The organism is Streptomyces sp. cg40 (assembly GCF_050320165.1).
GTDB classification, from domain to species: domain Bacteria; phylum Actinomycetota; class Actinomycetes; order Streptomycetales; family Streptomycetaceae; genus Streptomyces; species Streptomyces hokutonensis.
The window spans coordinates 3,794,230-3,819,219 of record NZ_CP190128.1 but is presented as its reverse complement, the minus strand read 5'-3'; the positions used below and the strand labels follow the sequence as shown (position 1 = coordinate 3,819,219).

27 protein-coding genes are annotated in these 24,990 nt (G+C 69.5%); 11 read left to right on the top strand and 16 right to left on the bottom strand.

Features of this window, described 5'->3' with window-relative positions; genetic code table 11:
• Positions 1 to 59: 59 nt before the first annotated feature.
• From ACQHII_RS16630 to sodN, 4 genes are all read right to left on the bottom strand, one after another.
• Complete coding sequence (locus tag ACQHII_RS16630) at positions 60 to 476, bottom strand: VOC family protein (protein WP_019072193.1); 417 nt, start codon at positions 474 to 476, stop codon at positions 60 to 62.
• 10 nt (positions 477 to 486) lie between these two features.
• On the bottom strand, positions 487 to 897 hold the full coding sequence (locus ACQHII_RS16625) for a helix-turn-helix transcriptional regulator (protein WP_019072194.1): 411 nt from the start codon (positions 895 to 897) through the stop codon (positions 487 to 489).
• 30 nt (positions 898 to 927) lie between these two features.
• Positions 928 to 1,140 carry a hypothetical protein gene (locus ACQHII_RS16620; protein WP_427920041.1) on the bottom strand — a complete coding sequence of 71 codons (213 nt, stop codon included), beginning with the start codon at positions 1,138 to 1,140 and terminating at the stop codon, positions 928 to 930.
• A 176-nt stretch (positions 1,141 to 1,316) separates the two neighbouring features.
• Positions 1,317 to 1,712: a superoxide dismutase, Ni gene (sodN, locus tag ACQHII_RS16615; RefSeq protein ID WP_427920040.1), complete on the bottom strand. Its 396-nt coding sequence runs from the start codon at positions 1,710 to 1,712 to the stop codon at positions 1,317 to 1,319.
• A gap of 145 nt (positions 1,713 to 1,857) precedes the next feature.
• Here sodN and sodX point away from each other — a divergent pair, with 145 nt between their 5' ends.
• A complete protein-coding gene (gene sodX, locus ACQHII_RS16610; RefSeq protein WP_427920039.1) occupies positions 1,858 to 2,292 on the top strand; it encodes a nickel-type superoxide dismutase maturation protease in 435 nt (144 codons plus the stop codon).
• Here the strand turns inward: sodX and ACQHII_RS16605 are convergent.
• Complete coding sequence (locus tag ACQHII_RS16605) at positions 2,196 to 2,825, bottom strand: CGNR zinc finger domain-containing protein (protein ID WP_427920038.1); 630 nt, start codon at positions 2,823 to 2,825, stop codon at positions 2,196 to 2,198. The two genes, sodX and ACQHII_RS16605, sit on opposite strands and share 97 nt — an antisense overlap.
• 114 nt (positions 2,826 to 2,939) lie before the next feature.
• Between ACQHII_RS16605 and ACQHII_RS16600 the strand changes: the two genes are divergently transcribed.
• From ACQHII_RS16600 to ACQHII_RS16590, 3 genes are all read left to right on the top strand, one after another.
• Positions 2,940 to 3,698, top strand: a complete 759-nt coding sequence (locus tag ACQHII_RS16600; RefSeq protein ID WP_427920037.1) for a class I SAM-dependent methyltransferase — start codon at positions 2,940 to 2,942, stop codon at positions 3,696 to 3,698.
• Between the two features lie 240 nt (positions 3,699 to 3,938).
• Entirely contained in the window at positions 3,939 to 4,238 is a 300-nt protein-coding gene (locus ACQHII_RS16595; RefSeq protein WP_427920036.1) for a hypothetical protein, read from the top strand.
• Between the two features lie 28 nt (positions 4,239 to 4,266).
• Positions 4,267 to 4,617, top strand: coding sequence for a hypothetical protein (locus ACQHII_RS16590; protein ID WP_427920035.1), 351 nt, complete (start codon positions 4,267 to 4,269; stop codon positions 4,615 to 4,617).
• A gap of 74 nt (positions 4,618 to 4,691) precedes the next feature.
• Here the strand turns inward: ACQHII_RS16590 and ACQHII_RS16585 are convergent, their stop codons facing one another.
• Genes ACQHII_RS16585 through ACQHII_RS16575 form a run of 3 tightly spaced genes read right to left on the bottom strand, consistent with a single transcriptional unit; the run spans position 4,692 to position 7,412 of the window.
• A complete protein-coding gene (locus tag ACQHII_RS16585; protein WP_427920034.1) occupies positions 4,692 to 5,492 on the bottom strand; it encodes an amino acid ABC transporter ATP-binding protein in 801 nt (266 codons plus the stop codon).
• Complete coding sequence (locus ACQHII_RS16580) at positions 5,489 to 6,424, bottom strand: amino acid ABC transporter permease (RefSeq protein ID WP_427920033.1); 936 nt, start codon at positions 6,422 to 6,424, stop codon at positions 5,489 to 5,491. The genes ACQHII_RS16585 and ACQHII_RS16580 overlap by 4 nt, the downstream gene beginning before the upstream one ends.
• Before the next feature lie 28 nt (positions 6,425 to 6,452).
• A complete protein-coding gene (locus ACQHII_RS16575) occupies positions 6,453 to 7,412 on the bottom strand; it encodes an ABC transporter substrate-binding protein (protein WP_427920032.1) in 960 nt (319 codons plus the stop codon).
• Positions 7,413 to 7,912: 500 nt separating this feature from the next.
• Between ACQHII_RS16575 and ACQHII_RS16570 the strand changes: the two genes are divergently transcribed.
• From ACQHII_RS16570 to ACQHII_RS16555, 4 genes are all read left to right on the top strand, one after another.
• The gene (locus ACQHII_RS16570) at positions 7,913 to 9,136 is read left to right on the top strand and encodes an NAD(P)-dependent malic enzyme (protein ID WP_381242901.1); all 1,224 of its coding nucleotides are present in this window, start codon (positions 7,913 to 7,915) and stop codon (positions 9,134 to 9,136) included.
• A gap of 335 nt (positions 9,137 to 9,471) precedes the next feature.
• Positions 9,472 to 10,437, top strand: a complete 966-nt coding sequence (locus tag ACQHII_RS16565) for a zinc-binding dehydrogenase (protein WP_262055718.1) — start codon at positions 9,472 to 9,474, stop codon at positions 10,435 to 10,437.
• 121 nt (positions 10,438 to 10,558) lie between these two features.
• Complete coding sequence (locus tag ACQHII_RS16560; protein ID WP_359602372.1) at positions 10,559 to 10,768, top strand: helix-turn-helix domain-containing protein; 210 nt, start codon at positions 10,559 to 10,561, stop codon at positions 10,766 to 10,768.
• Positions 10,768 to 11,346, top strand: coding sequence for a Clp protease N-terminal domain-containing protein (locus tag ACQHII_RS16555; RefSeq protein WP_427920031.1), 579 nt, complete (start codon positions 10,768 to 10,770; stop codon positions 11,344 to 11,346). The genes ACQHII_RS16560 and ACQHII_RS16555 overlap by 1 nt, the downstream gene beginning before the upstream one ends.
• Positions 11,347 to 11,473: 127 nt before the next feature.
• Here the strand turns inward: ACQHII_RS16555 and ACQHII_RS16550 are convergent, their stop codons facing one another.
• The gene (locus ACQHII_RS16550) at positions 11,474 to 12,553 is read right to left on the bottom strand and encodes a helix-turn-helix transcriptional regulator (RefSeq protein WP_427920030.1); all 1,080 of its coding nucleotides are present in this window, start codon (positions 12,551 to 12,553) and stop codon (positions 11,474 to 11,476) included.
• Position 12,554: 1 nt separating this feature from the next.
• Positions 12,555 to 13,508 (bottom strand): DUF4097 family beta strand repeat-containing protein, encoded by a 954-nt coding sequence (locus ACQHII_RS16545; RefSeq protein WP_427920029.1) that lies wholly within the window; start codon positions 13,506 to 13,508, stop codon positions 12,555 to 12,557.
• Positions 13,509 to 13,711: 203 nt separating this feature from the next.
• Between ACQHII_RS16545 and ACQHII_RS16540 the strand changes: the two genes are divergently transcribed.
• Complete coding sequence (locus ACQHII_RS16540) at positions 13,712 to 14,569, top strand: hypothetical protein (RefSeq protein ID WP_427920028.1); 858 nt, start codon at positions 13,712 to 13,714, stop codon at positions 14,567 to 14,569.
• 33 nt (positions 14,570 to 14,602) lie between these two features.
• Here the strand turns inward: ACQHII_RS16540 and ACQHII_RS16535 are convergent, their stop codons facing one another.
• The 5 genes from ACQHII_RS16535 to ACQHII_RS16515 form a co-directional block, all read right to left on the bottom strand.
• On the bottom strand, positions 14,603 to 14,785 hold the full coding sequence (locus ACQHII_RS16535; protein ID WP_019075209.1) for a DUF6104 family protein: 183 nt from the start codon (positions 14,783 to 14,785) through the stop codon (positions 14,603 to 14,605).
• Positions 14,786 to 14,872: 87 nt separating this feature from the next.
• Positions 14,873 to 18,688 carry a multifunctional oxoglutarate decarboxylase/oxoglutarate dehydrogenase thiamine pyrophosphate-binding subunit/dihydrolipoyllysine-residue succinyltransferase subunit gene (locus tag ACQHII_RS16530; protein ID WP_427920027.1) on the bottom strand — a complete coding sequence of 1,272 codons (3,816 nt, stop codon included), beginning with the start codon at positions 18,686 to 18,688 and terminating at the stop codon, positions 14,873 to 14,875.
• Between the two features lie 281 nt (positions 18,689 to 18,969).
• The gene (locus tag ACQHII_RS16525) at positions 18,970 to 20,076 is read right to left on the bottom strand and encodes a HAMP domain-containing sensor histidine kinase (protein ID WP_427920026.1); all 1,107 of its coding nucleotides are present in this window, start codon (positions 20,074 to 20,076) and stop codon (positions 18,970 to 18,972) included.
• Entirely contained in the window at positions 20,073 to 20,813 is a 741-nt protein-coding gene (locus tag ACQHII_RS16520; RefSeq protein ID WP_427920025.1) for a response regulator transcription factor, read from the bottom strand. The genes ACQHII_RS16525 and ACQHII_RS16520 overlap by 4 nt, the downstream gene beginning before the upstream one ends.
• 113 nt (positions 20,814 to 20,926) lie before the next feature.
• Positions 20,927 to 21,604, bottom strand: a complete 678-nt coding sequence (locus tag ACQHII_RS16515) for a spermidine synthase (RefSeq protein ID WP_427920024.1) — start codon at positions 21,602 to 21,604, stop codon at positions 20,927 to 20,929.
• Between the two features lie 166 nt (positions 21,605 to 21,770).
• On the opposite strand from ACQHII_RS16515, the gene ACQHII_RS16510 reads away from it, so the two are divergent.
• A complete protein-coding gene (locus tag ACQHII_RS16510) occupies positions 21,771 to 22,676 on the top strand; it encodes a rhomboid-like protein (RefSeq protein WP_427920023.1) in 906 nt (301 codons plus the stop codon).
• On the opposite strand, the gene ACQHII_RS16505 is transcribed toward ACQHII_RS16510, so the two are convergent.
• Positions 22,673 to 24,157, bottom strand: a complete 1,485-nt coding sequence (locus ACQHII_RS16505) for a sulfatase family protein (RefSeq protein ID WP_427920022.1) — start codon at positions 24,155 to 24,157, stop codon at positions 22,673 to 22,675. The genes ACQHII_RS16510 and ACQHII_RS16505 overlap by 4 nt on opposite strands.
• 141 nt (positions 24,158 to 24,298) lie before the next feature.
• Here ACQHII_RS16505 and ACQHII_RS16500 point away from each other — a divergent pair, with 141 nt between their 5' ends.
• Entirely contained in the window at positions 24,299 to 24,874 is a 576-nt protein-coding gene (locus ACQHII_RS16500; protein ID WP_427920021.1) for a TIGR03086 family metal-binding protein, read from the top strand.
• Positions 24,875 to 24,990: the final 116 nt, after the last annotated feature.

Here is a 24,990-nt window from a genome sequence, read left to right as displayed (position 1 = left end):
GGACGCGAGCGGCCCCCGCGGATTCAGGCCGGAGGACGCGAGCGGCCCCCCCATGGATCTCAGTCCCCGCTGCGCTGCATGAACCGCAGCATGTTCCCGGCCGGGTCGCGGAACGCGCAGTCGCGGACACCGTACGGCTGGTCCGTCGGCTCCTGGACGACCTCGGCGCCGGACTCCTGGACGCGGGCGTAGAGGGCGTCGCAGTCGGCGGTGGTGAAGTTGACCCCGCGCAGGGTGCCCTTGGCGAGGAGTTCGGCCATGGCCTGCTTGTCGGCGGGGGAGGCGTCCGGGTTCGCGGCCGGCGGCTCCAGCACGATCTCCACGTCGGGCTGCAACGGCGACCCCACGGTCACCCATCGCATGCCCTCGAAACCGACGTCGTTACGGATTTCCAGCTCCAGCACGTCGCAGTAGAAGGCGAGCGCCTTGTCGTGGTCGTCGACGGCGATGAAGCACTGGCGGAGTTTGAGATCCATGCACGACAGGCTAGGGCCGGAGCGGCGGTCCCGCCCGGTTCGGGCGGGTGAAAGTGCGGGCCACGCAGGACGGGATCACCGCGCCGGCCTCGTGGGAACGGGCGCGGTAGGCACTCGGGGTCTCGCCGACCAGTTCGGTGAAACGGGAGCTGAAGGAACCGAGCGAGGTACAGCCGACGGCCATGCACACCTCCGTCACACTCAGATCCCCGCGCCGCAGCAACGCCTTCGCCCGCTCGATCCGCCGCGTCATGAGATAGCTGTACGGCGTCTCCCCGTACGCGGCCCGGAAGCTCCGCTGGAAGTGCCCCGGCGACATCAGCGCTGTCCGCGCGATCGACGCCATGTCGAGCGGCTCCGCGTACTCCCGGTTCATCCGGTCGCGGGCCTGACGCAGCCGTACGAGGTCTTCGCGGTTCACGGGGTCAAGGATGGCATGGGGGCGGCACGGCTACCGGGGAAACGAGTCGAGGAACGGGCGCCCGTGCGCGCGCATGAGCTCGATCACCCGGGCGTGCAGGGCGTCGTCCTCGACGAGGAGGGCCATGCGGGTGGAGGTGTTGAAGACGGTGCCCGCCGCGAAGCTCGTCCGGACGACCACCCAGCCGTCCTCGGCGCCGTCCCAGAGGTAGCTGTACTCGGCGCTCTCGTCCGTTTCTGTCATGCGAGGCGGCTCCAGCGGTCGGAAGTGCCGTACGCGCAAATGCCGTACGACGAAGGGGCCCGCCCGGCGAACCGGTCGAGCCCCTTCAGCATGCCCACTGGCACACACCCAGTGACCCCTGCCCGCTGACCCGCGATGGTGCACCGATCGCCGGTCGGGCCGGGGAGTCGGGTGGGTCAGGCCTTCTTGGTCTCCCAGAAGATCTTGTCGATCTGGGCGATGTAGTCCAGCGCCTTCTGGCCCGTCGCCGGGTCGGTGGACGCCTTGGCGGCCGAGAGGGCCTTCAGGGCGTCGTTGACCAGCTGGTGCAGCTCCGGGTACTTCTCGAAGTGCGGGGGCTTGAAGTAGTCGCTCCAGAGCACCGAGACGTGGTGCTTCGCGAGCTCGGCGCGCTGTTCCTTGATGACGACGGCGCGCGCCTGGAAGTGCGGGTCGTCGTTGGCGGCCATCTTGTCCTGCACGGCCTTCACCGACTCCGCCTCGATGCGGGCCTGGGCCGGGTCGTACACACCGCAGGGCAGGTCGCAGTGCGCGCTGACCTTCACCTTGGGGGCAAACAGGCGGGAAAGCATGGAGCGTTCCTTCCTCGTGATCGTCTTCTCAGGTGGGACATTACTCCCTGGAGAAGCTGATTTCGCGAGTGCCCCCATGGGCTTAGGACAAAAGTACGGGGTCGGACTCAGACTGGTGGAGGATAGGACCGGGGAGGTGCCGGGGATGCCGGAGCTGTCGCAGGAGACCGAGCGCGGGAGGGCCGTACTGCCCTTCGGGACGGCCGAGGTGACCGGGCCGTCCATGGTGCCGACGCTGGTCCACGGGGATCTGCTCGTGGTCCAGTACGGTGCCAGGGTCAGGCCCGGGGACATCGTCGTGCTGCGGCATCCGTTCCAGCAGGACCTGCTGGTCGTCAAGCGGGCCGTGGAGCGGCGGGACGGCGGCTGGTGGGTGCTCGGGGACAACGCGTTCGCGGGTGGGGACAGTACCGACTACGGCACCGTGCCCGAGGATCTGGTGCTGGGCAGGGTGCGCTTCCGGTACCGGCCGCTCAGGCCCGGTCAGCGTTCGCCGCTCGCGCTCGCCCGCTGGGCGCTCTCGGCCGCCAGGCCCGTCCTGTCCGACCGGTCGGCCTCCAGGCGCTTCCGGGCCCGGTAGGCGGCCACGTTGGCGCGGGTCGCGCAGCGGTCCGAGCAGTAGCGCCGGGAGCGGTTGGTCGAGGTGTCGAGGTAGGCGTTGCGGCACGGGGGCGCCTCGCACAGGCCCAGGCGGTCGACGCCGTACTCGGTGAGGTGGAAGGCGAGGCCCATCGCCGCGATGGCCGCGTAGCCGGCGGTCGCGTTCGACGGGTGGTCGGCGAGGTGCATGTGCCACAGCGGGCGGCCGTCCTCGTCGCGGAAGTTGTGCCCGGAGATCTGCGGGCTGACCGGGAACTCCAGCAGGAGCGAGTTCAGCAGGTTCACGGAGAGGGTCTCGTCGCCGCCGTCGGCCGCCTCGAAGACCGCCCGCAGCCGCGCCCGGACCGAACGGAAACGGGTGACGTCGGCGTCGGTGGCCCGGCGGGCCGCCTCCTTGTTGGTGCCGAACAGGTCCCGCACGGCCTCGACCGAGGTCAGGACGTCCTTGCCCCGGGCCGGTTCCTCGGTGTTGACGAGGCGTACGGCATAGTCCGAGTAATAGGCCAGTTCCACTTGTAGTCCTTACGGAGGCGCTCTATGGTCGTGGATGCGGTCGGGTAACAGCTGATCGTGCTTCCAGGGTATTACGGCAGTGGCATTGTGACGGCGCGTGGACAGGGGGTCCTCATGACGACCGGTGTCGGAACCGACTGGCAGTCCTGGCAGGAGAGCTGGGACCGGCAGCAGGAGTGGTACATGCCCGACCGGGAGGACCGCTTCCGGATCATGCTCGACATGGTCGAGGCCTGCGTCGGGCCCGAGCCGCGCGTCCTCGACCTCGCCTGCGGCACCGGCAGCATCACGGCCCGGCTGCTGGCCCGCTTCCCGAACGCCACCAGCACCGGCGTCGACCTCGATCCCGCCCTCCTCACCGTCGCCCGCGGGACCTTCGAGGGCGACGAACGGGTCTCCTTCGTCACGGCCGACCTCAAGGACCCGCGGTGGACGACGAGTCTGCCGTACGACTCGTACGACGTGGTCCTCACCGCCACGGCGCTTCACTGGCTGCACTCCGAACCCCTCGCCGCCCTCTACGGCCAACTCGCCGAACTCGTCCGCTACGGCGGCGTGTTCATGAACGCCGACCACATGATCGACGACACCACGCCCCGGATCAACGCGATCGAGCGCACCCGCAGCCAGGCCCGCATGGAACAGGCCCAGAAGAACGGCGCCCTCGACTGGGCCGAGTGGTGGCAACTCGCCGCCCAGGACCCGGTCCTCGCCGAACCGACCGCCCGCCGCTTCGAGATCTACGGCGCCCACGCGGACGGCGACATGCCCTCGGCCGCATGGCACGCGCGCGTGCTCCGCGAGAAGGGGTTCGGGGAGGCGCGGGCGGTGTGGTGCTCGCCGGCGGACACGTTGTTGCTGGCGCTGAAGTAGGAGTCGGGGTTCCGGTATATCCGAAATGCCCATCAGGATCGCGTAGTTACTCAAGCAAATTGCTTGCTTCTCCATTTGGGTAGTGATCCAATGCTCACTCCAAGTCCACGGGGGGCTTGGAGTGGGGAAAGGTCCCAAATGAAGTTTCGGCCTTTGTCCGCAGTCGCCGCGCTGACCATCGCGGCTGCTGGGACTTTGCTGGCGAGTACTCCCGCCAGTGCGGCGAGCAAGACATGTGCCGTGGATCAGGCATCCGTCTATGACATCTGTTTCGACGCCGACGGAGACAAGTTCATCGTCAACGACCTTCGCAAGGACGGTATGCGTGCCGTCGTGAAGTGGAAGGCGATGGACGGATCGGGCCGGGTCGGGCAGTGCGCCGACACCGACGGCGCCTTCAACGCGCCGAAGGTCTGCGACTACGACTTCAAGGAAGGTCCGCAGAACTACGTGCTGTTCACGGGCTTCATCCAGGACGGGCCGCGCGGTGCCGCGCAGTTCATCTCCTACACCTACACCGGGTACATCAGCGCCAAGTGAGCCTCGGCCGCGCATTCAGGGGGACATCGTGAAACTCAAGCAGAGAATCGTCGTCGGCGCGGTATCGGTGCTGGCCTTCAGCGGCCTTCCGGTATTCGTGGCGGGGGCCCAGGCCGACCCGAGTTGTACGGTCAGCGTCAGCGGATCGACCAGCGGCAAGTCGTACACGGTGAACTTCACCAAGAATCCCTGCGGCCGCAAGGTCCGGGCCTATGTCGGCTGCATCTACACCGACACGTTCTACCGGTCGAACAAATACGGAAAGACCATCAGCGGTACGGGCACCAGCACGGCGACCTGCGACTCGCGCGACATCATCGAGAAGCGCGGACACCAGGTCTATGTGCCGGGCCAGGGCTGGACGACATACCTGCACTGAGTCATGTGCGGATGAAAAGGGTTGGTGCGGAAGGGAATTCCCTTCCGCACCAACCCTTTTCAGTGGACTGCGGGTCAGAGGACCTTCGACAGGAACGACTTCGTCCGCTCGTGCTGAGGGTTCGTCAGTACCTCGCGCGGGTGGCCGGATTCGACCACCACGCCGTCGTCCATGAAGACCAGCGAGTCGCCGACCTCGCGGGCGAAGCCCATCTCGTGGGTGACGACGATCATCGTCATGCCGTCCGCCGCGAGGTCCCGCATCACGTCCAGCACCTCGCCGACCAGCTCCGGGTCGAGCGCCGAGGTCGGCTCGTCGAAGAGCATCAGCTTGGGCTGCATCGCCAGCGCCCGGGCGATCGCCACCCGCTGCTGCTGACCGCCGGACAGCTGCGCCGGATAGTGGTCCTTGCGGTCGGCGAGGCCCACGCGGTCGAGCAGCTGCTGTGCCCGTTCCCGGGCCACGGCCTTGGTCTCGCGCTTGACCTGGACCGGTGCCTCCATGACGTTCTCCAGCGCCGTCATGTGCGGGAAGAGGTTGAAGCGCTGGAACACCATGCCGATGTCCCGCCGCTGCGCGGAGACCTCCTTCTCCTTCAACTCGTAGAGCTTGTCGCCCTGTTGCCGGTAGCCGACCAGCCGGCCGTCGACGTAGAGCCGCCCGGCGCTGATCTTCTCCAGGTGGTTGATGCACCGCAGGAAGGTGGACTTGCCGGAACCGGAGGGGCCGACCAGGCAGAACACCTCGCGCGGGTTCACCTCCAGGTCGATGCCCTTGAGGATGTGCGCGAGCCCGAACGACTTGTGCACGGCCTCGGCCCTGACCATCGGGTGGCCGCCGGTGCCCGGGGCGATGTCCTTGGCGAGACTGGTCATCGGGCCACCTCCGGGCGGCGGAACGAACCGAACATGCGGAGGTACTTCCGCATCCGCTGGAGCGGCGTCGGCGGCAGACTGCGGCTCGAACCACGGGCGTAACGGCGCTCGATGTAGTACTGGCCGATGCTGAAGACCGTGGTCAGGAACAGGTACCAGATGCACGCCACGAAGTACATCTCGACGACCGCCAGCGAGGTGCTGGAGATGTCCGTGGCCTTCTTGATCAGCTCGGGGAGCTGGACGGCGTAGGCCAGGGACGAGGTCTTCAGCATGTTGATGAACTCGTTGCCGGTCGGCGGGATGATGACCCGCATCGCCTGCGGGAGGACCACCCGGCGCAGCGTCTTGCCCTGCGTCATGCCCAGCGCGTGCGACGCCTCCGTCTGCCCCTCGTCGACCGACTGGATGCCGGCCCGGACGATCTCGGACATGTACGCGGCCTCGTTCAGGCCGAGTCCGAGCAGCGCCGTCAGGACCGGTGTCATCACCTGGTTCATCTCGTCCTTGTAGAACCCCAGGTTCAGGATGGGGAAGACGAGCGAGATGTTGTACCAGAGCAGGAGCTGAACCAGGACCGGGGTGCCGCGGAAGAACCAGATGTAGAACCAGGCCACCGTGCTGGTGACCGGGTTCGACGACAGCCGCATCACGGCGAGGATCACGCCGAGTACGACTCCGAGGAGCATCGCGAGCACCGAGATGTACAGCGTGGTCCACGCGCCGGCCACGATGCCCGGGTCGAAGAGGTAATCGGGGATCACGCTGTAGTTGATCTTCGCGTTGGAGAACGCGATCCCGATCAGCACCAGGAGGCCCACGACCACGACACCGGCCACCCAGCGGCCGTAGTGGCGCACCGGGATGGCCTTGATCTGCTCGGGCGGTATCGAGGGGGCCGGTGGAGGCACCCGGTCGGAAATCTCAGTCACGGTGACTGCCTTTCAGCGTCGCGCGGGATCAGGAGCCGCCGTTGATCTTGGCCTCGGTGACCGCGCCGTCCGTGACGTTCCACTTCTGCAGGATCTTGGTGTACTCGCCGTTCTTCATGATCGCGGCGAGGGCGGCCTGGAGGGCGTCGCGCAGCTGGGTGTTGCTCTTGCCGACGGCGATGCCGTACGGGCCCGCCTCGATCTGGTCGCCGACGACCTCGAAGTCCTTGCCGCCGTTGGAGGTCTTCGCGTTGTAGGCCGCCACCGGGAAGTCGTTCAGGTCGGCGACGGACGCGCCCTGCTTCAGGCGGAGCAGCGCCTCGGGGTCGGTGTCGAAGGTCTGCAGGCTGATGGCCTTCTTGCCGTCGGTCGTACACTTCTTGCTCTGCGTCTTGGCGATGCCCTCGGACGTGGTGCCCTTCTGCAGGGCCACGACCTTGCCGCACAGGTCGTCGAGCGACTTGATGCCCTTCGGGTTGCCCTTCTGGACGAGGATCGACGTACCGGCGGTGAAGTAGTCGACGAAGTCGACACCGTCGCCGACCTTCTTGCCGGTGTCCGAGTCGACGCCGTCCTGGCGGGCCTTGGTGTCGTTCATCGCCGACATCAGCACCTGGAAGCGCTTGGCCTGGAGGCCCACGATCAGGTTGTCGAACTTGCCGTTCTGGAACTCGAACTTGACGCCCAGCTGCTTGCCGAGCGCGTCCGCGATGTCGGGGTCGATGCCGACGGCCTTGCCGTTGTCCATGTATTCGACCGGCGGGTACGCGATGTCCGAACCGACCTGGATGACACCCGCCTTGCGGATGTCGGCGGGGAGCTTGCTCGCGAGCGGAGCCGAGGAGGACGACGACGAGTCCGAGCTGCTGCTCTTGTCCGTCTGGTCGCCGCAGCCGGCGAGCAGCAGGGAGCCGGCGACCGCGATCGCACCGACCGCTGCCAGCCGGGTGTGCGGGGCGGTCGTACGACGGGTGAAGCGTGCGGTCATGATGGGTTCCTCCGGCGAATGGATGGCGGTGCCGACGGGTCGACGAGAACACACACCTTCGGGTGTCGCGACCTCGTGTGATTAGGGCATCTTGCCATTCGGACTGAACCATTCAGGGGACCCGCTATGTCAAAATCGGATAACGGGTGAACCCCGAATCGCATCAGGTCGGCACATCAGGACGCCCTGATCACGGACCATCTGCTGGAATCTCCCCTTCCGGCCGGAAGATCTTCGTCATGTCTCACGATGTGATCGATCATCGTTCCGCCCTCGGACCACGAGATGTGACCTTGCGCCTATTGGACTCGTCCTCGGTGGTGTCCGTCCGGTAAGAAGGTTCTTTACACCCCTCATCCGGGGCTCAGGGCGCGTGTGCGGCGCGCCCGTCGCGCAGGTGCTCGTACGCATCAACTCTCTGGGCCCTGCGCGGTGCCCGCCCACCCCTCACCAGGGAGTGGCCACCCTCAAATCAATGAAGACCTAAGGGGTAAGACAAAGTGGCAGCGGAGATCGTCAATCCTCGCAGCGACAGCAGTACGGATCAGGACGGCGGGGCCGAGCCCCTCGATTCCTTCGATCCTGCGTTCGCGCTGCACCGCGGCGGCAAGATGGCCGTGCAGGCCACCGTGCCGATCCGCGACAAGGACGACCTGTCCCTGGCGTACACACCCGGCGTCGCGCGCGTGTGCACCGCCATCGCGGAGCAGCCGGAACTCGTCCACGACTACACCTGGAAGTCGTCCGTCGTCGCCGTCGTGACGGACGGTACGGCCGTGCTCGGACTCGGCGACATCGGTCCCGAGGCCTCCCTCCCCGTCATGGAGGGCAAGGCGATCCTGTTCAAGCAGTTCGGCGGCGTGGACGCGGTGCCGATCGCGCTGGACTGCACCGGCGTCGACGAGATCATCGAGACCGTGGTGCGGCTCGCGCCCTCCTTCGGGGGCGTCAACCTGGAGGACATCTCGGCGCCGCGCTGCTTCGAGATCGAGCGCAGGCTCCAGGAGCGGCTCGACATCCCGGTCTTCCACGACGACCAGCACGGTACGGCGATCGTGACGCTGGCGGCGCTGCGCAACGCGGCGAAGCTGACCGGGCGCGAGCTGGGCGACCTGCGGGCCGTCATCTCCGGCGCGGGCGCGGCCGGGGTGGCCATCGCCAAGTTCCTGCTGGAGGCCGGGCTCGGCGACGTCGCGGTCGCGGACCGCAAGGGTGTCGTCTCGCGCGACCGGGACGACCTCACGCCCGTCAAGCGCGAGCTCGCCGAGCTGACCAACAAGGCCGGGCTCTCCGGGACGCTGGAAGCGGCGCTGGAAGGCGCCGACGTCTTCATCGGTGTCTCCGGCGGTACGGTCCCGGAGCCGGCCGTCGCCTCGATGGCCGAGGGCGCGTTCGTCTTCGCCATGGCCAACCCGGACCCCGAGGTGCACCCCGACGTGGCGCACAAGTACGCGGCGGTCGTCGCCACGGGCCGGTCCGACTTCCCGAACCAGATCAACAACGTGCTGGCGTTCCCGGGCATCTTCGCGGGCGCGCTCCAGGTGCGGGCCTCTCGGATCACCGAGGGCATGAAGATCGCGGCGGCCGAGGCGCTGGCGGGTGTCGTCGGGGACGACCTCGCCGCGGACTACGTCATCCCGTCACCGTTCGACGAGCGCGTCGCCCCTGCGGTCACCGCGGCTGTCGCGGCGGCGGCGCGGGCGGAGGGCGTTGCCCGCCGGTAGCTGTATCTGGCCCCGCCCGGTTTGGGCGGGGCCATTTTTTTGCCCACCCGCCCGCCCGTTCGGGTGACGTGAGGGGTGGGCGTGTCCCGTGGGCGGCTCGGGTTTCGTCGGCGGCCGAGGGTCGTGGTCGCTCGGCCCCTTTCCCACCCGCCCGCCCGTTCGGCGCGTTCGAAGGCGGGCCTTGCCTGTGGGGGCTGAGGCCGGTCGGCGGTCTCAGGCAGTCGCGGGGGTCTGGGGGCGCGGCCCCCCAGGAACACCGCACGCGTGCGCAAGAGGGCATGTGTCACACCGCGAGGTAGTTCCCCGCGCCACCGGCGGAGCCTATGGTCAAGGTCATGTTCGCCGTCTACGCCGCCCGAATCGACCGCGACCAGCCGCTCTCCGGCCTTGAGTTGGGGGAGCGCCCCGCCCCCGAGGCCCGGCCGGGCTGGAGCACGATCGATGTCAGGGCCGCCTCCCTCAACCACCACGACCTGTGGTCCCTGCGCGGCGTGGGCCTCGCCGAGGACAAGCTGCCGATGATCCTCGGCTGCGACGCCGCCGGCGTCGACGAGGACGGCAACGAGGTCGTCCTGCACTCCGTCATCGGCCAGACCGGCCACGGCGTCGGCCCCAGGGAACCCCGTTCCATCCTCACCGAGCACTATCAGGGCACCTTCGCCGAGCAGGTCGCCGTACCGACGTGGAACGTGCTGCCCAAGCCGAAGGAGCTGTCCTTCGCCGAGGCCGCCTGTCTGCCCACGGCCTGGCTGACGGCGTACCGCATGCTCTTCACCAACTCCGGCGTACGGCCCGGCGACTCGGTGCTCGTGCAGGGCGCGGGCGGCGGGGTCGCCACGGCCGCGATCGTGCTCGCGAAGGCGGCCGGGCTGCGGGTCTTCGCGACCAGCCGGGACGAGGCCAAGCGGAAGCGGGCGCTGGAACTGGGCGCGCTGGAGGCGGTGGAGCCGGGGGCCCGGCTGCCGCAGCGCGTGGACGCCGTCATCGAGACCGTCGGCGCGGCCACCTGGTCCCACTCGGTCAAGTCGCTGAAGCCGGGCGGCACGCTCGTCATCTCCGGTGCCACGAGCGGCGACCGCCCCTCGCACGCCGAACTGACCCGCATCTTCTTCCTCGAACTCAAGGTCGTCGGCTCGACCATGGGCACCAAGGACGAGCTGGAGGACCTGCTCGCCTTCTGCGCCGCGACCGGTGTCCGCCCGGTCATCGACGAGGTCCTCCCGCTGGACCGGGCCCGCGAGGGCTTCGAACGCCTCGACTCCGGCGGGCAGTTCGGCAAGATCGTGCTCACGAACGGCTGACGCTCCCTGGTATTTCCCTTCGACGGCCGGTCCGGTCTCCCGGGCCGGCCGTCGCCGTGCAGCGGCACCTGTTTGTCAACTTTGATTGACAGGTGGGTGTCTGTCAACGTAGGTTGACGTCATGACCGAAGCAACGGATCTCGCCGAACGCGCGGGTGACCGTGACCCACGGGTCGGCCTCCGTGCCGTGTCCGCGCTGCGCAAGCTCGTGGAGCAGCTGGAGGCGGTGCAGGTGCGCGCCGCGCGCAATCAGGGCTGGTCGTGGCAGGAGATCGCCGCGGAACTCGGAGTCAGCAGGCAGGCCGTCCACAAGAAGTACGGGAGGCAGTGATGTTCGAACGGTTCACGAAGGACGCCCGCGCCGTGGTGCGCGGCGCGGTGGAGCACTGCGAGCGAGCCAGGACCGGTTCCGGTTCCGTCGAGGCCGAACATCTGCTCCTGGCACTCCTCGACCGCGAGGGCAGCCGCGCCTCCTTCACCCTGACCGCACTCGGCCTCACCACCGAAGAACGCAAGGAGTCCCTACGGCAGGCTCTGGGCGACGCGCGCCGACGGGCCGGGCTCTCGCAGTCCGAGGCCGACGCCCTTGCCGGACTCGGCATCGACGTCTCGGAGATCGTCGCCCGGGTCGAGGAGGTGCACGGCGTCGGGGCGATGTCCGGCGACCGCAGGGGCGGGGAGTGGTGGTCGGGCCGCCGTACCTTCGGCCGGGGTGCCAAGAACGTCCTGGAGAAATCCCTGCGCATCGCCGTCGCCCACCACGACCGGCACATCGGCGACGAGCACCTCCTCCTCGCCCTGACCATCCTCCCCGGGGTGTCGGGCGAGGTGCTCGCCGACCACGGGGTGACCCACGAGGCGGCGACACGGGTCCTTTACGGCGTCGGGGGAGAGGCGAAGGCGGGGTGAGGAGCGGGGACGGGGTGAGGGGCGGGGACGGGCTCAAGCAGAGGTGAGCCGAGCGGCAGGGGGGTGCGCCTGGGCCTGGGCCTGATGCCGGGGCGCACCACCTGCGCCTGTGCTTCTCCGCCTCGGTTCAGGCCTTACGGCCGCCCCGCAGTATCGCCCCGATGTGCGCCGCCGCCGCGCTCAAGTGGCGGCGGGTGTCGCGGAGTTGGTCCTCGGTGACACCGCGGTCGCGGGCCGCGTCCCGGATGTCGTCCCGGAAGCGGTCGAGCAGCCGGTCCAGATCGCGGGCCGGGTCGCCGGTGGAGTCCTCGTGGGCCCAGGCGGGTTCGTACTCGGCGGGGAAGTCCTCCGGGGTCTGGCCGTACTCGGGCGCGGATGCCCCGGGCGCAGGAGCCGAAGCCGACTTACCCGCACCGGGCCGCCCCCCGAACCCGAAGTCCTTGCCGAACTCCTTCCCGAAGTCCCCGAACTCCTTTGCCAGTTCGGTCAGGCTCTCCCGTACGCCCGTGGGCCAGTCGCCGCGTGCGAAGTGGTCCTGGGCGTGCTCCTGGACCTGGCGGCCGATGCGCTGCATCTCCTCCTGGGCCTGGGCCCATGCCCGCGCCTGCGCCTCCTTGGCCTGGCGCCGGGCCTGCTGGGCCTCCTCGCGGGCCCGCCGGCTCTCGTCCTTGGCGCGCCGGGCCTGCTCCTTCCACTCCTGCTTGGCGCGGCGCATCTCCTCCTTGGCGGCGCGCCACGACTCCTTGTCGCCGAAGTCCGTGAAGTCCCCGGCGCTGCCCTCGTGTTCACCGCCGCGAGCCCGCGCGCTTCCGGTGCCCCGCCGGGCCTCGGAGGCCGCCGCGCGCATCTCGCGCCGCAGGTCGCCCGCCGCGCCCCGGACATCGGCCCGGATCTCGGCGGCCAACTCGGCGACGGACTCGCGGATCTCCAGCTCCAGGTCGGCCAACTCGCCGCTGCGGTCGGCCAGTTCGGCGCGGCCGGCGTCCGTGATGGCGTACACCTTCCGGCCGCCCTCGGTGGTGTGGGTGACCAGGCCCTCGGCCTCCAGCTTGGCCAGGCGCGGGTAGACCGTGCCCGCCGACGGCGCGTACAGCCCCTGGAAGCGCTCCTCCAGGAGGCGGATCACCTCGTAGCCGTGGCGTGGGGCCTCGTCCAGCAGCTTCAGCAGGTAGAGGCGGAGGCGGCCGTGGGCGAAGACGGGAGGCATGTCAGAGCACCTTCTTGTCGGTCGTGCCGTCGGCCGAGGCGCTGCCGGAGGCATCGTCCGGGCCGGAAACGGAATTGTCCCCCGAGTCGCCCTGGGCCCCGCTCACGGGGGCATCGTTCACATAGTCCTCGGCGCCCTCTCCCTCGTCCTCCGCGGCCGGCCGGCGCAGCAGGGCGATCGAACCGGAGACGGTCGTGGCACGCAGCTTTCCGGTGCCCGCGCCGAGGCGGCCGGTGATCTTGTGGGCGCCCCACTGGCCGTGCACCCGCAGTCCGTCGAAGGCGTTGGAGATGGAACCGCTCGCCGTGTTCGCCTCGACGTCCGCGTCCGCCGGGTGCGGCAGCCGGATGGCGATCTCGCCCGAGACATTGGTCAGCCGGACGTCGGTCGGGCCGTCCGGGTCGAGGTCCACGATCATGGAGCCGCTCACCGACTCGGCTCGCACCGAGGTCCCCGAACCCTCGACGACGGTGAGGTCGCCGGAGACGGAGTTGAAGCGGAGGTCGCCGGTGACGGCCTGGGCCTCCAGGTTCCCGGAGACCGTCTCCGCGCGGACCGGGCCGGAGAGGCTGACGAGGGTGGTGTCGCCCGTGACGCCCCGCACCACCGAAGGCCCGCTGATACCGGAGACGACAGCCGCCGCGCCGACCACCCCGACCTCGACCCGGGTGCTCGCCGGAACCGCCAGGGAGACCACCGCGCTGCGCCGCCAGCCCTTGCGGTCGAGCCACTTGAGGAAGCCCTTCCAGGGCAGGTCCTCGTACGCCACCGTCAGGGTGCCGTGCTGCTGGGTCACCACCAGGGGCGGCCCGTCGATCTCGGAGATCTCGAGGCGGGCGGAACCCTCGTCGGTCCCCACGACGTTCACCGTTCCGTTGACGATGCGTACATGGAGATCGCTCACGGGCTCGTCGAACGTGAGCTTCCTGGGCTCTGCGACGGACCACTCGGACATGATCAGACCTCCTCGGTCGAACCGGACGGGACGGGATCGGACACGGACGGGACAGGATCGGACGCGACGCGCCATATCGCGTCTTCCAAGAAACACGATATATCGCGGATGTGGAAAGTCAAGACACTCGTTTCGGTGATCGCCGATCGGCCCCGGCCGTCCAACGACCGGCGGAAAGGTGCGTATTGCCCTAGCGTGTGACCATGTCCACGGAGAAGTCCCAGGTCGGACGCCGGGCCGCTGCCGGCCCGGGCGCGCTGCTGCTCTGCCGCGCGGAGCCGGATTCCGTCGCTCCGGCGGCACATCTGCTCCGCGAGCGCATGCTGCTGACCCGCGCGGGCGACGACTGGAGCGTGCTCGTCCCCGAGGGCAAGCCCTGGCTGCACGGCGGCGAACCCGTCGACCGCGTCCTCACCGGCTGGGCCGCCGCGCTCGCCGTCGGCGCCCCCTGGCCCGTACTCGCCCTGTGGTGGGACGCCGACCGCGCCGGTTACACCTTGGCCTCGGGTTTCCGCCGTCCCGTCGGCTACGTCTGGCTCGCCGACGGCACCCCCGCCGGCGAGGACGAGGCGATGCGCACCTTCGCCGCCCGCCTGGCCCTGGACCCCGTACTGGATCTCCAGTCCCTGGACCAGCTGACGAAACCGGACCCCGAGGCCGACGCCCGCGCCCGCCTGCGCGGCCTCCTGGCGGTCCTCACGCGCGCGGGAGTGGCCCTTCCGACAGGCCTCACCCCCGGCGAACCGTCCGACCGCCTCCGCGAGATCACCCGCATCCGCCCGGACGCCCGGCAGATCGAGCGGTCGAACTGGCGCGAGGCGGTCCGCAGGGAACTCGAAACGGACCTCAAAGCCGTCGACAACAGCCGCCTGGGCCCCTGGCTCCCCTGGTCCGGCACATACGCGACCAGCGCCCTGTCCGTCGCCCAGCTGACGGTGGGCGTCCCGCTCACGGCCTGGGGCCTACGGCGCCGCAGCGCGGGCTGGACCGCCGCGGGGGCACTGCTCCTGGCCTACGGGACGCTCGGCATCGCCTACGGCCTGGCCTGCCCGCGCGACTGACACAGGGGGCGCGACGGGCCGTCGTAGGAACTGCTACTCGTCGTCGTCCTCGTCGTCCAGCCGGGCCAGCCAGGTCGCCAGGCGCTCCACCGGGACCTCGAAGTCCGGGTTCAGATCGACGAACGTCCGCAGCTGCTCGGCGAGCCACTCGAAGGTGACCTCTTCCTCGCCGCGCCGCTTCTCCAGTTCCTCGATGCCACGGTCCGTGAAGTACATGGGTCAAGGATAAGTGCGCGCAAACGGCCGGGCCGCACCCCCCGGAGTGGGGGTGCGGCCCGGCCGCGTACGACGGGTTCGGGGCGGTTACGCCTCGAAGACCTCCCGCACCAACTGCTCCTGCTCCGCCTGGTGCCGCTTCGCGGAACCGACCGCGGGGGACGAGCTGTGCGGGCGCGAGATGCGCCGCAGCCGCTCCCCGTGGGGAACGTCCGCGCCGACCGCCAGGTCCAGGTGGTCGATCAGGTTGAGGGCGATGAACGGCCAGGCACCCTGGTTGGCCGGCTCCTCCTGGGCCCACAGGTACTTCTCGACGTTCGGGTACTTGTTGACCTCCGCCTGAAGCTCCGCACCCGGCAGCGGGTACAGGCGCTCGACGCGGATGATCGCCACGTCCGTGGTGCCGCGCTTGGCGCGCTCGGCCTCCAGGTCGTAGTACAGCTTGCCGGTGACGAAGACGACCTTGCGGACGGCCGCGGGGTCCGTCACCGTCTCGTCGCCGATGACCGGGCGGAACTGGCCCGTCGTGAACTCCTCCGTCTTCGACGCGGCGGCCTTCAGGCGCAGCATCGACTTCGGGGTGAAGACCACCAGCGGCTTGTGGTGCGGGTTGTGCACCTGCCACCGCAGGAGGTGGAAGTAGTTCGACGGGAGGGTCGGCATCGCGACCGTCATGTTGTTCTGCGCGCAGAGCTGGAGGAAGCGCTCGACGCGGGCCGAGGAGTGGTCCGGGCCCTGGCCCTCGTAGCCGTGGGGGAGCAGGAGCGTGACGCCGGACGTCTGGCCCCACTTCTGCTCCGCCGCCGAGATGTACTCGTCGACCACCGACTGCGCGCCGTTGACGAAGTCGCCGAACTGCGCCTCCCACATCACCAGCGCGTCCGGGCGGGCGAGCGAGTAGCCGTACTCGAAGCCCATGACCGCGTACTCGGAGAGCAGCGAGTCGTAGACGTTGTAACGCGCCTGGTCCTCGGCGAGGTACTGGAGCGGGGTGTAGTCCTCGCCCGTCTGGCGGTCGATGAGGACCGCGTGGCGCTGGCCGAAGGTGCCCCGTCGGGAGTCCTGGCCGGAGAGGCGCACCGGGGTGCCCTCAAGGAGCAGGGAGCCGATCGCGAGCGTCTCGCCCATGCCCCAGTCGATCGTCCCGTCCTCGACCATCGTCGCCCGGCGCTGCAACTGGGGCAGCAGGCGCGGGTGGACGTGGAAGTTGTCCGGGATGTTGACCTGGGACTCGGCGATGCGCTTGACGACCTCCGAGGAGATCGCGGTGGAGACCGCGACCGGGAACTCCGCCTGCGGGTCCGGCATCGGCGCGGCGCCGGGCTGGGCCGTCGCCTCGCGGACCTCGGTGAAGACCTTCTCCAGCTGGCCCTGGTAGTCCTGGAGGGCCTGCTCGGCTTCCTCAAGGGTGATGTCGCCACGGCCGATCAACGACTCGGTGTAGAGCTTGCGCACCGAGCGCTTCTTGTCGATCAGGTCGTACATCAGGGGCTGGGTGAAGGCCGGGTTGTCCGACTCGTTGTGACCGCGACGGCGGTAGCAGATGAGGTCGATCACCACGTCCTTGTTGAACGCCTGACGGAACTCGAAGGCCAGGCGGGCCACACGGACCACGGCCTCCGGGTCGTCGCCGTTCACGTGGAAGATCGGGGCCTCGATCATGCGGGCCACGTCCGTCGCGTACATGGAGGAACGCGAGGACTCGGGGGCCGCGGTGAAGCCGACCTGGTTGTTGATGACGATGTGGACCGTGCCGCCCGTGCGGTAGCCGCGCAGCTGCGACATGTTGAGCGTCTCGGCCACCACGCCCTGGCCCGCGAAGGCCGCGTCACCGTGCAGGGCGACCGGCAGGACCGTGAAGTCCGTGCCGCCCTTGTTGATGATGTCCTGGCGGGCGCGGACGATGCCCTCGATGATCGGGTCGACCGTCTCCAGGTGGGAGGGGTTCGCCGCGAGCGTGACCTTGATCTGCTCGCCGTCCAGGCCGGTGAAGGTGCCCTGGGCGCCCAGGTGGTACTTCACGTCGCCGGAGCCGTGCATCGACTTCGGGTCGAGGTTGCCCTCGAACTCGCGGAAGATCTGGGCGTACGACTTGCCGACGATGTTCGCGAGAACGTTGAGCCGGCCTCGGTGGGCCATGCCGATGACGACCTCGTCGAGGCGCGACTCGGCCGCGCTGTCGATGACCGCGTCGAGGAGCGGGATGACCGACTCGCCGCCTTCGAGCGAGAAGCGCTTCTGGCCTACGTACTTCGTCTGGAGGAAGGTCTCGAAGGCCTCCGCCGCGTTCAGGCGGCGCAGGATGCGCAGCTGCTCCTCGCGCTCCGGCTTGGAGTGCGAGCGCTCGATGCGGTCCTGGATCCACTTGCGCTGCTTCGGGTCCTGGATGTGCATGAACTCGATGCCCGTGGTGCGGCAGTAAGAGTCGCGCAGCACGCCGAGGATGTCGCGCAGCTTCATCAGGGACTTGCCGGCGAAGCCGCCGACCGCGAACTCCCGCTCCAGGTCCCACAGGGTGAGGCCGTGCTCGGTGATGTCCAGGTCGGGGTGCTTGCGCTGGCGGTACTCCAGCGGGTCGGTGTCGGCCATGACGTGGCCGCGGACCCGGTAGGAGTGGATCAGCTCGAAGACGCGGGCGGCCTTCGTCACGTCGTTGTCGTGCGACGCGTCGATGTCCTTGAGCCAGCGGACCGGCTCGTACGGGATCCGCAGCGACTCGAAGATCTCGTCGTAGAAGCCGCTCTCGCCGAGCAGGAGGTTCGCGACGATCCGCAGGAACTCGCCGGAGGCGGCGCCCTGGATGACCCGGTGGTCGTAGGTCGACGTGAGCGTCATGACCTTCGAGATGCCGAGCTTGTTCAGGGTGTCCTGGCTGGTGCCCTGGAACTCCGCCGGGTAGTCCATGGAACCGACGCCCATGATGACCGACTGACCGGGCATCAGACGCGGGACCGAGTGGACCGTGCCGAGGCCGCCGGGGTTGGTCAGCGAGACGGTGACGCCGGTGAAGTCGTCCATCGTCAGCTTGCCGTCGCGGGCGCGGCGGACGATGTCCTCGTAGGCCTGCCAGAACTCGAAGAAGTTCAGCGTCTCGGCCTTCTTGATGCCGGCGACGACGAGCTGGCGGTCGCCGTTCGGCTTCACCAGGTCGATGGCGAGACCGAAGTTGACGTGCTCCGGCTTGACCAGGGTCGGCTTGCCGTCCTTCTCCGCGAAGGAGTAGTTCATCGACGGCATGGCCTTGATGGCCTGCACCATCGCGTAGCCGATGAGGTGGGTGAAGGAGATCTTCCCGCCCCGGGCGCGCTTCAGGTGGTTGTTGATGACGATGCGGTTGTCGAAGAGCAGCTTCACCGGGACCGCGCGCACGGACGTGGCCGTGGGCACCTCGATCGAGGCGTTCATGTTCTTCGCGACCGCGGCGGCGGGGCCGCGCAGCGTCACGTACTCGGGGCCGGCGGGGGCCTCGGTCGCGGGCTCGGCCTTCTTCGGCTGAGCGGCCGGAGCCGGGGCCACGGCCTTCACGGGGGCCGGAGCGGCGACGGGAGCCGGAGCCGGGGCCGGAGCGGCGGCTGCGGGCGCCGGCGCGGGGACCGCCGGGGCGGCGGGCGCGGCGGGAGCAGCCGGAGCCGGGGCCACCGGTGCGGCCGGGGTGGAGGTCCCTGCGGCCCCCGCGGCCGCAGTACCCGCCGAAGTCGAGGTCGGGGCGGCAGCCGCGCCCGGCTTGTAGTCGGCGAAGAAGTCCCACCAGGCTCGGTCTACCGAGTTCGGATCCTGGAGGTACTGCTGATAGATCTCGTCGACGAGCCACTCGTTGGGGCCGAACGCTGCCGCGGGATTCTTACCCGCGGCTTGGTCGGACTCGGTCGAGATGGTCGAGTTACTGGGGGACTGTGACGACACGGCGGCAACCGCCCTCTTCCGCTTCACAAGGTGATGGACAGCGGGAATTAAGGCTACGCCCCCATGACCACGAAGGTCAGGTCGGGCCGGTCCATCGTCGTGTAAGTCACACCGGAAAGTGTGTTTCAGGGGCCGAAATGGCGGGAAACAAGCGTGGTTCCGCTACGGAAGGGGTGTTTCGGTGCGGGCCGGGCGCACGAACGGCGCGGGCCTGTGCCTGATCACACGTGTCCGTCAGCGCGGACCGCCGTGGATCTTGGGGCTCCGGTTCGAACTTTACGTCAACTTGGCACGGATGACAGTCCCGGAAGGGTGACGATAATCCTGCAGCCGCGGTCGGATTCGGCCACACCGATCCGGCCGCCGTGCAGGTCCACCGCCCAGCGGGCGATCGCCAGGCCGAGGCCCGTACCGCCGTCGCTGCCGGGACCGTGGGGCGAGCTCACCGCTCCCCGGTTGAACCGCTCGAAGATCTGGTGCCACTGCGCCTTCGGGATGCCGGGTCCCTCGTCCAGGACCTCCAGCTCCAGCGAGTCCGGCAGCGGCCCGCGCCGCGCCTTGACCGTCACGCGCCCGTGCGCCGGGCTGTGCTTCACCGCGTTGTCGATCAGGTTGGCGACGACCTGGTGGATGCGCTCCGGGTCCGCGAGCGCGGTCAGCTCCGGCGGGGACACGTCCAGGTGGAGATGGACGTCCGTACGTGTGTGGCTGCCCGAGCCGGACGCGATGCCCGCGCGCGCGGAGGAGACCATGTTGGCCTCCTTGAGCACGCCCGAGAGATACGGCCACACCTCGAAGCGGCGCGTCCTCAGCGGTACGACGCCGTTGTCCAGGCGGGAGAGGTCCAGCAGCGTCTCGACGAGCCGCCCGAGCCGCTCGGTCTGCTTCAGGGCCGTCCGCATGGTCTCCGGGTCGGCGGCCGAGACGCCGTCGACGACGTTCTCCAGTACGGCGCGCAGGCCCGCGATGGGGGTGCGCAGCTCGTGCGAGACGTTGGCGACTAGTTCCTTGCGCTGGCGCTCCTGGGCCTCCAGCTCGTCGGCCATGACGTTGATCGTCTCGGCCAGGTCGCCCAGTTCGTCGCGGCGGTTCTCGCGCACCCGGCGGGTGTAGTCACCGCGCGAGATCGACCGGGCCACCGTGTTCATCTCGTCCAGCGGCGCGGTGAGCGAATGGGCCACGAACTGCGTTATCAGCAGTGTGGCGATCATCGAGAAGACCGTGATGAAGCGCAGCTCCGTCGCCGTGCGCATGGCGATCACCATCAGCCCGGTGGTGATGAGCACCGAGATGACCACCAGTGCGCCCAGCTTGGTCTTGATCGAGAACGGGCGTACGCCGCCCCAGGGCTCCCCGGGGCTCCTCCGTGACGTCTGCCCTTCGTTCATGGCGTCGGTGTCTCCAGTGCGTAGCCGACGCCGTGGACCGTGCGGATCCGCTCGGCGCCGATCTTCCGGCGCAGCGCCTTGATGTGGCTGTCGACGGTACGGGTGCCGGAGGCGTCCGCCCAGTCCCAGACCTCGGCGAGCAGCTGCTCGCGGGAGAGCACGGCACGCGGGGTGTTCGCCAGGCAGACCAGCAGGTCGAACTCGGTGGGCGTCAGGTGTACGTCCTCGCTGCGCACCCGTACCCGGCGCTGCGCGTGGTCGATCTCCAGCTCGCCGAGGCGCAGGATGCCCGAGCGCGGGGTGGACGCGGCCACCACGGCACGCTCCACGCGGCGCAGCAGGACGTGCACCCGCGCGGCCAGCTCCCGCATCGAGAACGGCTTGGTCATGTAGTCGTCGGCGCCGACCCCGAGCCCGACCAGCATGTCGGTCTCGTCGTCGCGCGCGGTGAGCATCAGCACCGGCACCGGGCGGGCGGCCTGCACCCGGCGGCAGACCTCCAGGCCGTCGAAGCCGGGCAGCATGATGTCGAGGATCAGCAGATCGGGCTGCCAGGCCTCGGCGGTGTCGACGGCCGAGGGGCCGTCACCCGCGGTTTGCACGAGAAATCCCTCGGCGCGCAAACGGGCCGCGATGGCGTCGACGATCGTCGCATCGTCCTCGACCACGAGCACCCGGCGCTGCGCGCCCGGCGTGGCCGTGGCCGCGCCGTTGTGGGAGGTGTGTGTCTGCTCCATCGCCCGCCCCTGAAGTGTGCTTTCCGGAACCAGTGGGGTGATCCCATGACTGCGCTTGACGCTTGAATGATCCGCGTCAGGGAAGCAGGGTACGGGCAGCGGCAACCCCTTTGCTATCCAGGTCGTACGGCGAGGTGCACCACGTCGGGAACTCCTCGGGCAACGGGGATCTCTTCGGTACGCACCTGTTGGAACCCGGCATTCCATAAGGTTCGCTCAAATTCCGGAGAGGGCTGTGCCGACCATACGGCGAGCACCCCGCCAGGCCTCAACACCCTTGCGCAGCTTGCCAGTCCGGCCGGTGAGTAGAGGTGGTCGTTGCTGTCGGTGACGGTCCAGCCGGGCCCGTTGTCGATGTCGAGGCAGAGTACGTCGAATGTGTCGCAAGTCTCATTGACGAATGCGACCAGCTCCGTTTTCAGAATGTCGGTCCGCGGGTCGGCCAGAGCGGACGCGGAGAGCTCCGACAGCGGTCCGGAGAGGTGCCATTCGACGATCGCGGGCTCCCGCTCCACGACCGTGATCCGGCCCCAGCGGGGGTCGCCGGCGGCGTGCGCGAGCGAGAAACCCACGCCCAACCCGCCGATCAGCACGTCCGGTCGGGGCCGCCCGTCGAGCGCGGCGTACGCGGCGTCGACCAGCAGCCGCTCCGAGCGCCCGTCCGAAGTGTCCATCAGGAAGCACCCGTTGGCGATGATCTGGAGCAACTCCCCGTGCCGGCGCAGCACCACCTCGCCGTAGGGGCCCTCGCGACGGTCCAGGACAACGGGAGTGTCGTACGCGGTGGTCATGCGGTCCATTTTGGCAGTTTCACCGGAACGGGCGGCGGGATCGGCTCCCGGTGGACGCGCAAGAAGTCTTTGAGGTTGCTGTGAATCGGCTCTCGCGTGGCGTCGGTCATAGACAGCGACAGGTGGGACGGCGAAGGGTGGGGTGAAACGGAAGGAGCGCCTCACGGTGGAACGGACCGCGACGGCCGATACCCAGGTCTCCGCCACGCCCTCGGGCACGCCTTCGGCCGGGGAGGACTCCTCTCTGCTGGACGCCATGCCGAGACAGCGGGAAGTGGTCGAAACCGCCTGGGGGTCGACCCGGCCGGCGGTGTCCGTCTCGGCGTCCACTCCTGCCGTTCCCCGCGCACCGCGCGTCCCCGGCCTGCTGCGCCTCCTCCGTCCCTGGCGGGTGCTGCCCACGCCCACCGGGACGCCGTTCACCTTCGGTTACGGGACGCTGCTCGTCGTCACCTCGCTCATCGCGCAGTACGCCGATCCCACGCTGGTGAACCAGCTGCACCAGGCCTCCAGCACCGATGTCACCCACCTCGTCAGCGACCCGTTCCTCGTGCTGGTCGCCAGCGCGCTGTGGATCGTCGGCGGGGTGCTGTCGCCGTACGCGATCCTCTTCCTGCTGGTGCTGACCGCGCTGGAGCGGCGGATCGGCGGGGTGCGGGCCGCCGGGGTGTTCCTGACCGGGCACATCCTCGCCACGCTCGCGACCGAAGGCACGGTGGGGCTGGCCGTGTTGGCCGGGCACCTGCCCGACAGCTCGCTGCACCGCTTCGACTACGGCATCAGTTTCGGCGTCGCCGCGAGCACGGGAGCCCTGGCGGGTCTGCTCAGGCCCTGGCTCGGGCTGCCGTTGCTCGCCCTGTTCGGCTGGACGCTGGTCTCGGACCTGATCGCGTTCACCGACCCCATGACGAACTGGGGCCATCTGATCTCGCTCGCGATAGGCGTGGCGAGCTGGCCGTTGATACGGCGCTGGCAGCGGGCCGGGCGGCTGGTCCGGTTGGTTCCGGTGGAGGTGGCTGCGGTCGACGTGGCCCGGGCCGAGGTGGCGCGGGCCGAGGTGGCCCGGGGCTAACTCCCCGCCCGTCTGGCCGCGTTCAGCTCCTTCGCCAGGGCCGGGATGCCAAGTCGCGCTTCCTGCGCGGGGGTTGCACCGTGCAGCCTGTTGGTGAGCTGGTAGGGGTCGGCGCGCAGGTCGTAGTACTCGCGGAAGAGCACCTTGCCGTCGCCGTCCGTGGGGCGGCCGTTGTTGTCGAGACGGGTGCGGTAGTACTCCGTGTACTGCTCCGACCTGCCGATGTACGTCGCCCAGGTGTGGATCGGTTCCTTGTCCTGGCGGTTCCACCACCACTCGGCGAGCAGATGGTCCCGGTCGCCGGTGCCGAGCAGCGAGTGGCCGTCGTGCGGGGTGTCCGGGGTGATGCCGGCCGCGTCGAGGAGGGTGGGCGCAAGGTCGACGTGACCGGTGAGACGGTCGTCCGAGGTGCCCCTGTCGAGACCCCGGGCCGGCCACGACAGCCGGCACGGCACCTCCAGACTCGGCCGGTACGGCACCGACTTGCGCAGCCATCCGTGGTCGCCCCAGCACAGCCCGTGGTCGCTGGTGTACAGCACGAGCGTGTTCTCCAGCTGGCCGAGTGAGCGCAGTTGGTCGCGGAAGTCGCGCATCGCGTCGTCCACCGACAGCAGGGTCCTCAACTGGCGGGCGCGCAGGGCCTGTCCGGCGGCCAGACCGTGCTCGGCCTTGCGCAGGAACGCGGGTTTGTCGGCCTTGTCGGTCTCGAAGACGGACGGCCGCCCCGGCCACTCGGGGACGCGTGCGTGGGCGTACTTCTTCTCCGGGATGTTGAACTCGTGCGCGCTGCGGGTGGCGACGTAGGCGAACCACGGTCGGCGGTCCGTGCGGGAGCTCTTCAGGAAGGCGAGGGCGCGGTTCTTGATGACGGTGGTGTTGTAGCCGGGGATGTTCCGGACGGTTCCGCCGTCGTTGTAGTGGCCGTTGTAGTACGCCACCGGTTCCTGGAGCAGCCACTCGTCGAAGTGGGGCGGGTTGTCGCCGGTGTGCCAGTAGTTCAGGTACTTGCCGAACAGGCCCGTGCGGTAACCGGAGTTGTGCAACTGCCGCTGCACGGTGGTGTGTTGGTCCAGGTGGTAGGGGTGGCGGGTGTCCAGGACGCCGTGGTTGTGGGCGTAGCGGCCCGACATGATCGAGGCGCGGGAGGGTGCGCACAGCGGGGTGTTGGCGTGCGCCCGCTCGAAGGTGACGCCGTGGCCGCCGAGCCAGTCGACGGTCTGAGGGGTCGCCCACTCGGTGTCCTTGGGCTGGTCGTCCGTGACGACGAGGAGGATGTTGGGGCGGTCGTCGCCGCGGGCGCGGGTGTGGGGAGTGGGGGAGGCGAGGTTCCGTACGGGGGTGGCCGGTTCGGCCGGGGAGGCGTGCTCCGCACCCTTCGTCGCGTGGAGGACGGCCGGGACCGCCGCGGCCGTGGCGACCACCGCGGCCCCCGTCACGACCGCACGCCTGCCGGGCCCGCGCCGCTCCTGATCCTTGTCCATACTGTCCCCCGTTGTCCCCGCGCGGGCTCTCGCCCAGCTGTGAATCCGCTTGCAGTTTGCGGCAGTTGCCTATGAATGCCGTTGCGGGGGTGTAGCGATGGTGTGGACAGCCGAGCACGGTCCTGGACGGGGGAGGTCCACGTGGCGGAGACGGTCGCGGTGGTACGGCGGATCGAGCGGGCGCTGGTGGCAACCGGCCGTGTGGTGGCGGGAGTTGGGGAGAACCAGTGGGCGAACCCCACCCCGTGCGCGGAGTGGGACGCCCGGACCCTCCTCAACCACACGGTGGGCGGAATGCGCATCTTCACCGCCGAACTGAACGGCACCGACCCGGGCGCCGAGCACGAGTCCGACTGGCTGGGCACGGATCCCCGGGGCGCGTACGCGGCGGCGTCCGAGACCGACCGCGCGGCCTGGAACCGCCCCGGCGCCCTCGACACCACCGTCCATATCTCCCTCGGCGCCTTGCCCGGCCCGATGGCCGCGCTGATCCACTTCACCGAGATCTGCGTCCACGGCGTGGACCTGGCGGTCGCGACGGACCAACGGGCCCTGGTCGACGAGGAGTTGTGCGGTGAGCTGCTGGCGGTGATGCGGGGGATGGGCGGCTTCGACGCGTTCCGCGTACCGGGAGTCTTCGGCCCCGAGGTCCGGGCCCCGGCGGACGCGGCTCCGCATGCGCGGCTGCTGGCGTACTTGGGCCGCGCGGTCTCCTGATCCGGTCGGTGCGTCCGAGCTGGGCGGACAAGCCGCTTCGCGGGAGCGCGTGGGACACCGGGGCGGCGCTGTCGCGCGGAGGCCGACGAGGGGCGGGCCCGCCCTCGGCCGTGCAG

What these genes read in the sequence shown, in the direction of transcription:
- ACQHII_RS16575 (WP_427920032.1), bottom strand. Translation starts at nt 7,412, where the DNA reads ATGACCGCACGCTTCACCCGTCGTACGACCGCCCCGCACACCCGGCTG.
- ACQHII_RS16520 (WP_427920025.1), bottom strand. Translation starts at nt 20,813, where the DNA reads ATGGAGCAGACACACACCTCCCACAACGGCGCGGCCACGGCCACGCCG.
- ACQHII_RS16515 (WP_427920024.1), bottom strand. Translation starts at nt 21,604, where the DNA reads ATGACCACCGCGTACGACACTCCCGTTGTCCTGGACCGTCGCGAGGGC.
- ACQHII_RS16545 (WP_427920029.1), bottom strand. Translation starts at nt 13,508, where the DNA reads ATGTCCGAGTGGTCCGTCGCAGAGCCCAGGAAGCTCACGTTCGACGAG.
- ACQHII_RS16535 (WP_019075209.1), bottom strand. Translation starts at nt 14,785, where the DNA reads ATGTACTTCACGGACCGTGGCATCGAGGAACTGGAGAAGCGGCGCGGC.
- ACQHII_RS16600 (WP_427920037.1), top strand. Translation starts at nt 2,940, where the DNA reads ATGACGACCGGTGTCGGAACCGACTGGCAGTCCTGGCAGGAGAGCTGG.
- ACQHII_RS16525 (WP_427920026.1), bottom strand. Translation starts at nt 20,076, where the DNA reads ATGAACGAAGGGCAGACGTCACGGAGGAGCCCCGGGGAGCCCTGGGGC.
- sodX (WP_427920039.1), top strand. Translation starts at nt 1,858, where the DNA reads ATGCCGGAGCTGTCGCAGGAGACCGAGCGCGGGAGGGCCGTACTGCCC.
- ACQHII_RS16505 (WP_427920022.1), bottom strand. Translation starts at nt 24,157, where the DNA reads ATGGACAAGGATCAGGAGCGGCGCGGGCCCGGCAGGCGTGCGGTCGTG.
- ACQHII_RS16585 (WP_427920034.1), bottom strand. Translation starts at nt 5,492, where the DNA reads ATGACCAGTCTCGCCAAGGACATCGCCCCGGGCACCGGCGGCCACCCG.
- ACQHII_RS16560 (WP_359602372.1), top strand. Translation starts at nt 10,559, where the DNA reads ATGACCGAAGCAACGGATCTCGCCGAACGCGCGGGTGACCGTGACCCA.
- ACQHII_RS16555 (WP_427920031.1), top strand. Translation starts at nt 10,768, where the DNA reads ATGTTCGAACGGTTCACGAAGGACGCCCGCGCCGTGGTGCGCGGCGCG.
- ACQHII_RS16540 (WP_427920028.1), top strand. Translation starts at nt 13,712, where the DNA reads ATGTCCACGGAGAAGTCCCAGGTCGGACGCCGGGCCGCTGCCGGCCCG.
- sodN (WP_427920040.1), bottom strand. Translation starts at nt 1,712, where the DNA reads ATGCTTTCCCGCCTGTTTGCCCCCAAGGTGAAGGTCAGCGCGCACTGC.
- ACQHII_RS16565 (WP_262055718.1), top strand. Translation starts at nt 9,472, where the DNA reads ATGTTCGCCGTCTACGCCGCCCGAATCGACCGCGACCAGCCGCTCTCC.
- ACQHII_RS16550 (WP_427920030.1), bottom strand. Translation starts at nt 12,553, where the DNA reads ATGCCTCCCGTCTTCGCCCACGGCCGCCTCCGCCTCTACCTGCTGAAG.
- ACQHII_RS16620 (WP_427920041.1), bottom strand. Translation starts at nt 1,140, where the DNA reads ATGACAGAAACGGACGAGAGCGCCGAGTACAGCTACCTCTGGGACGGC.
- ACQHII_RS16630 (WP_019072193.1), bottom strand. Translation starts at nt 476, where the DNA reads ATGGATCTCAAACTCCGCCAGTGCTTCATCGCCGTCGACGACCACGAC.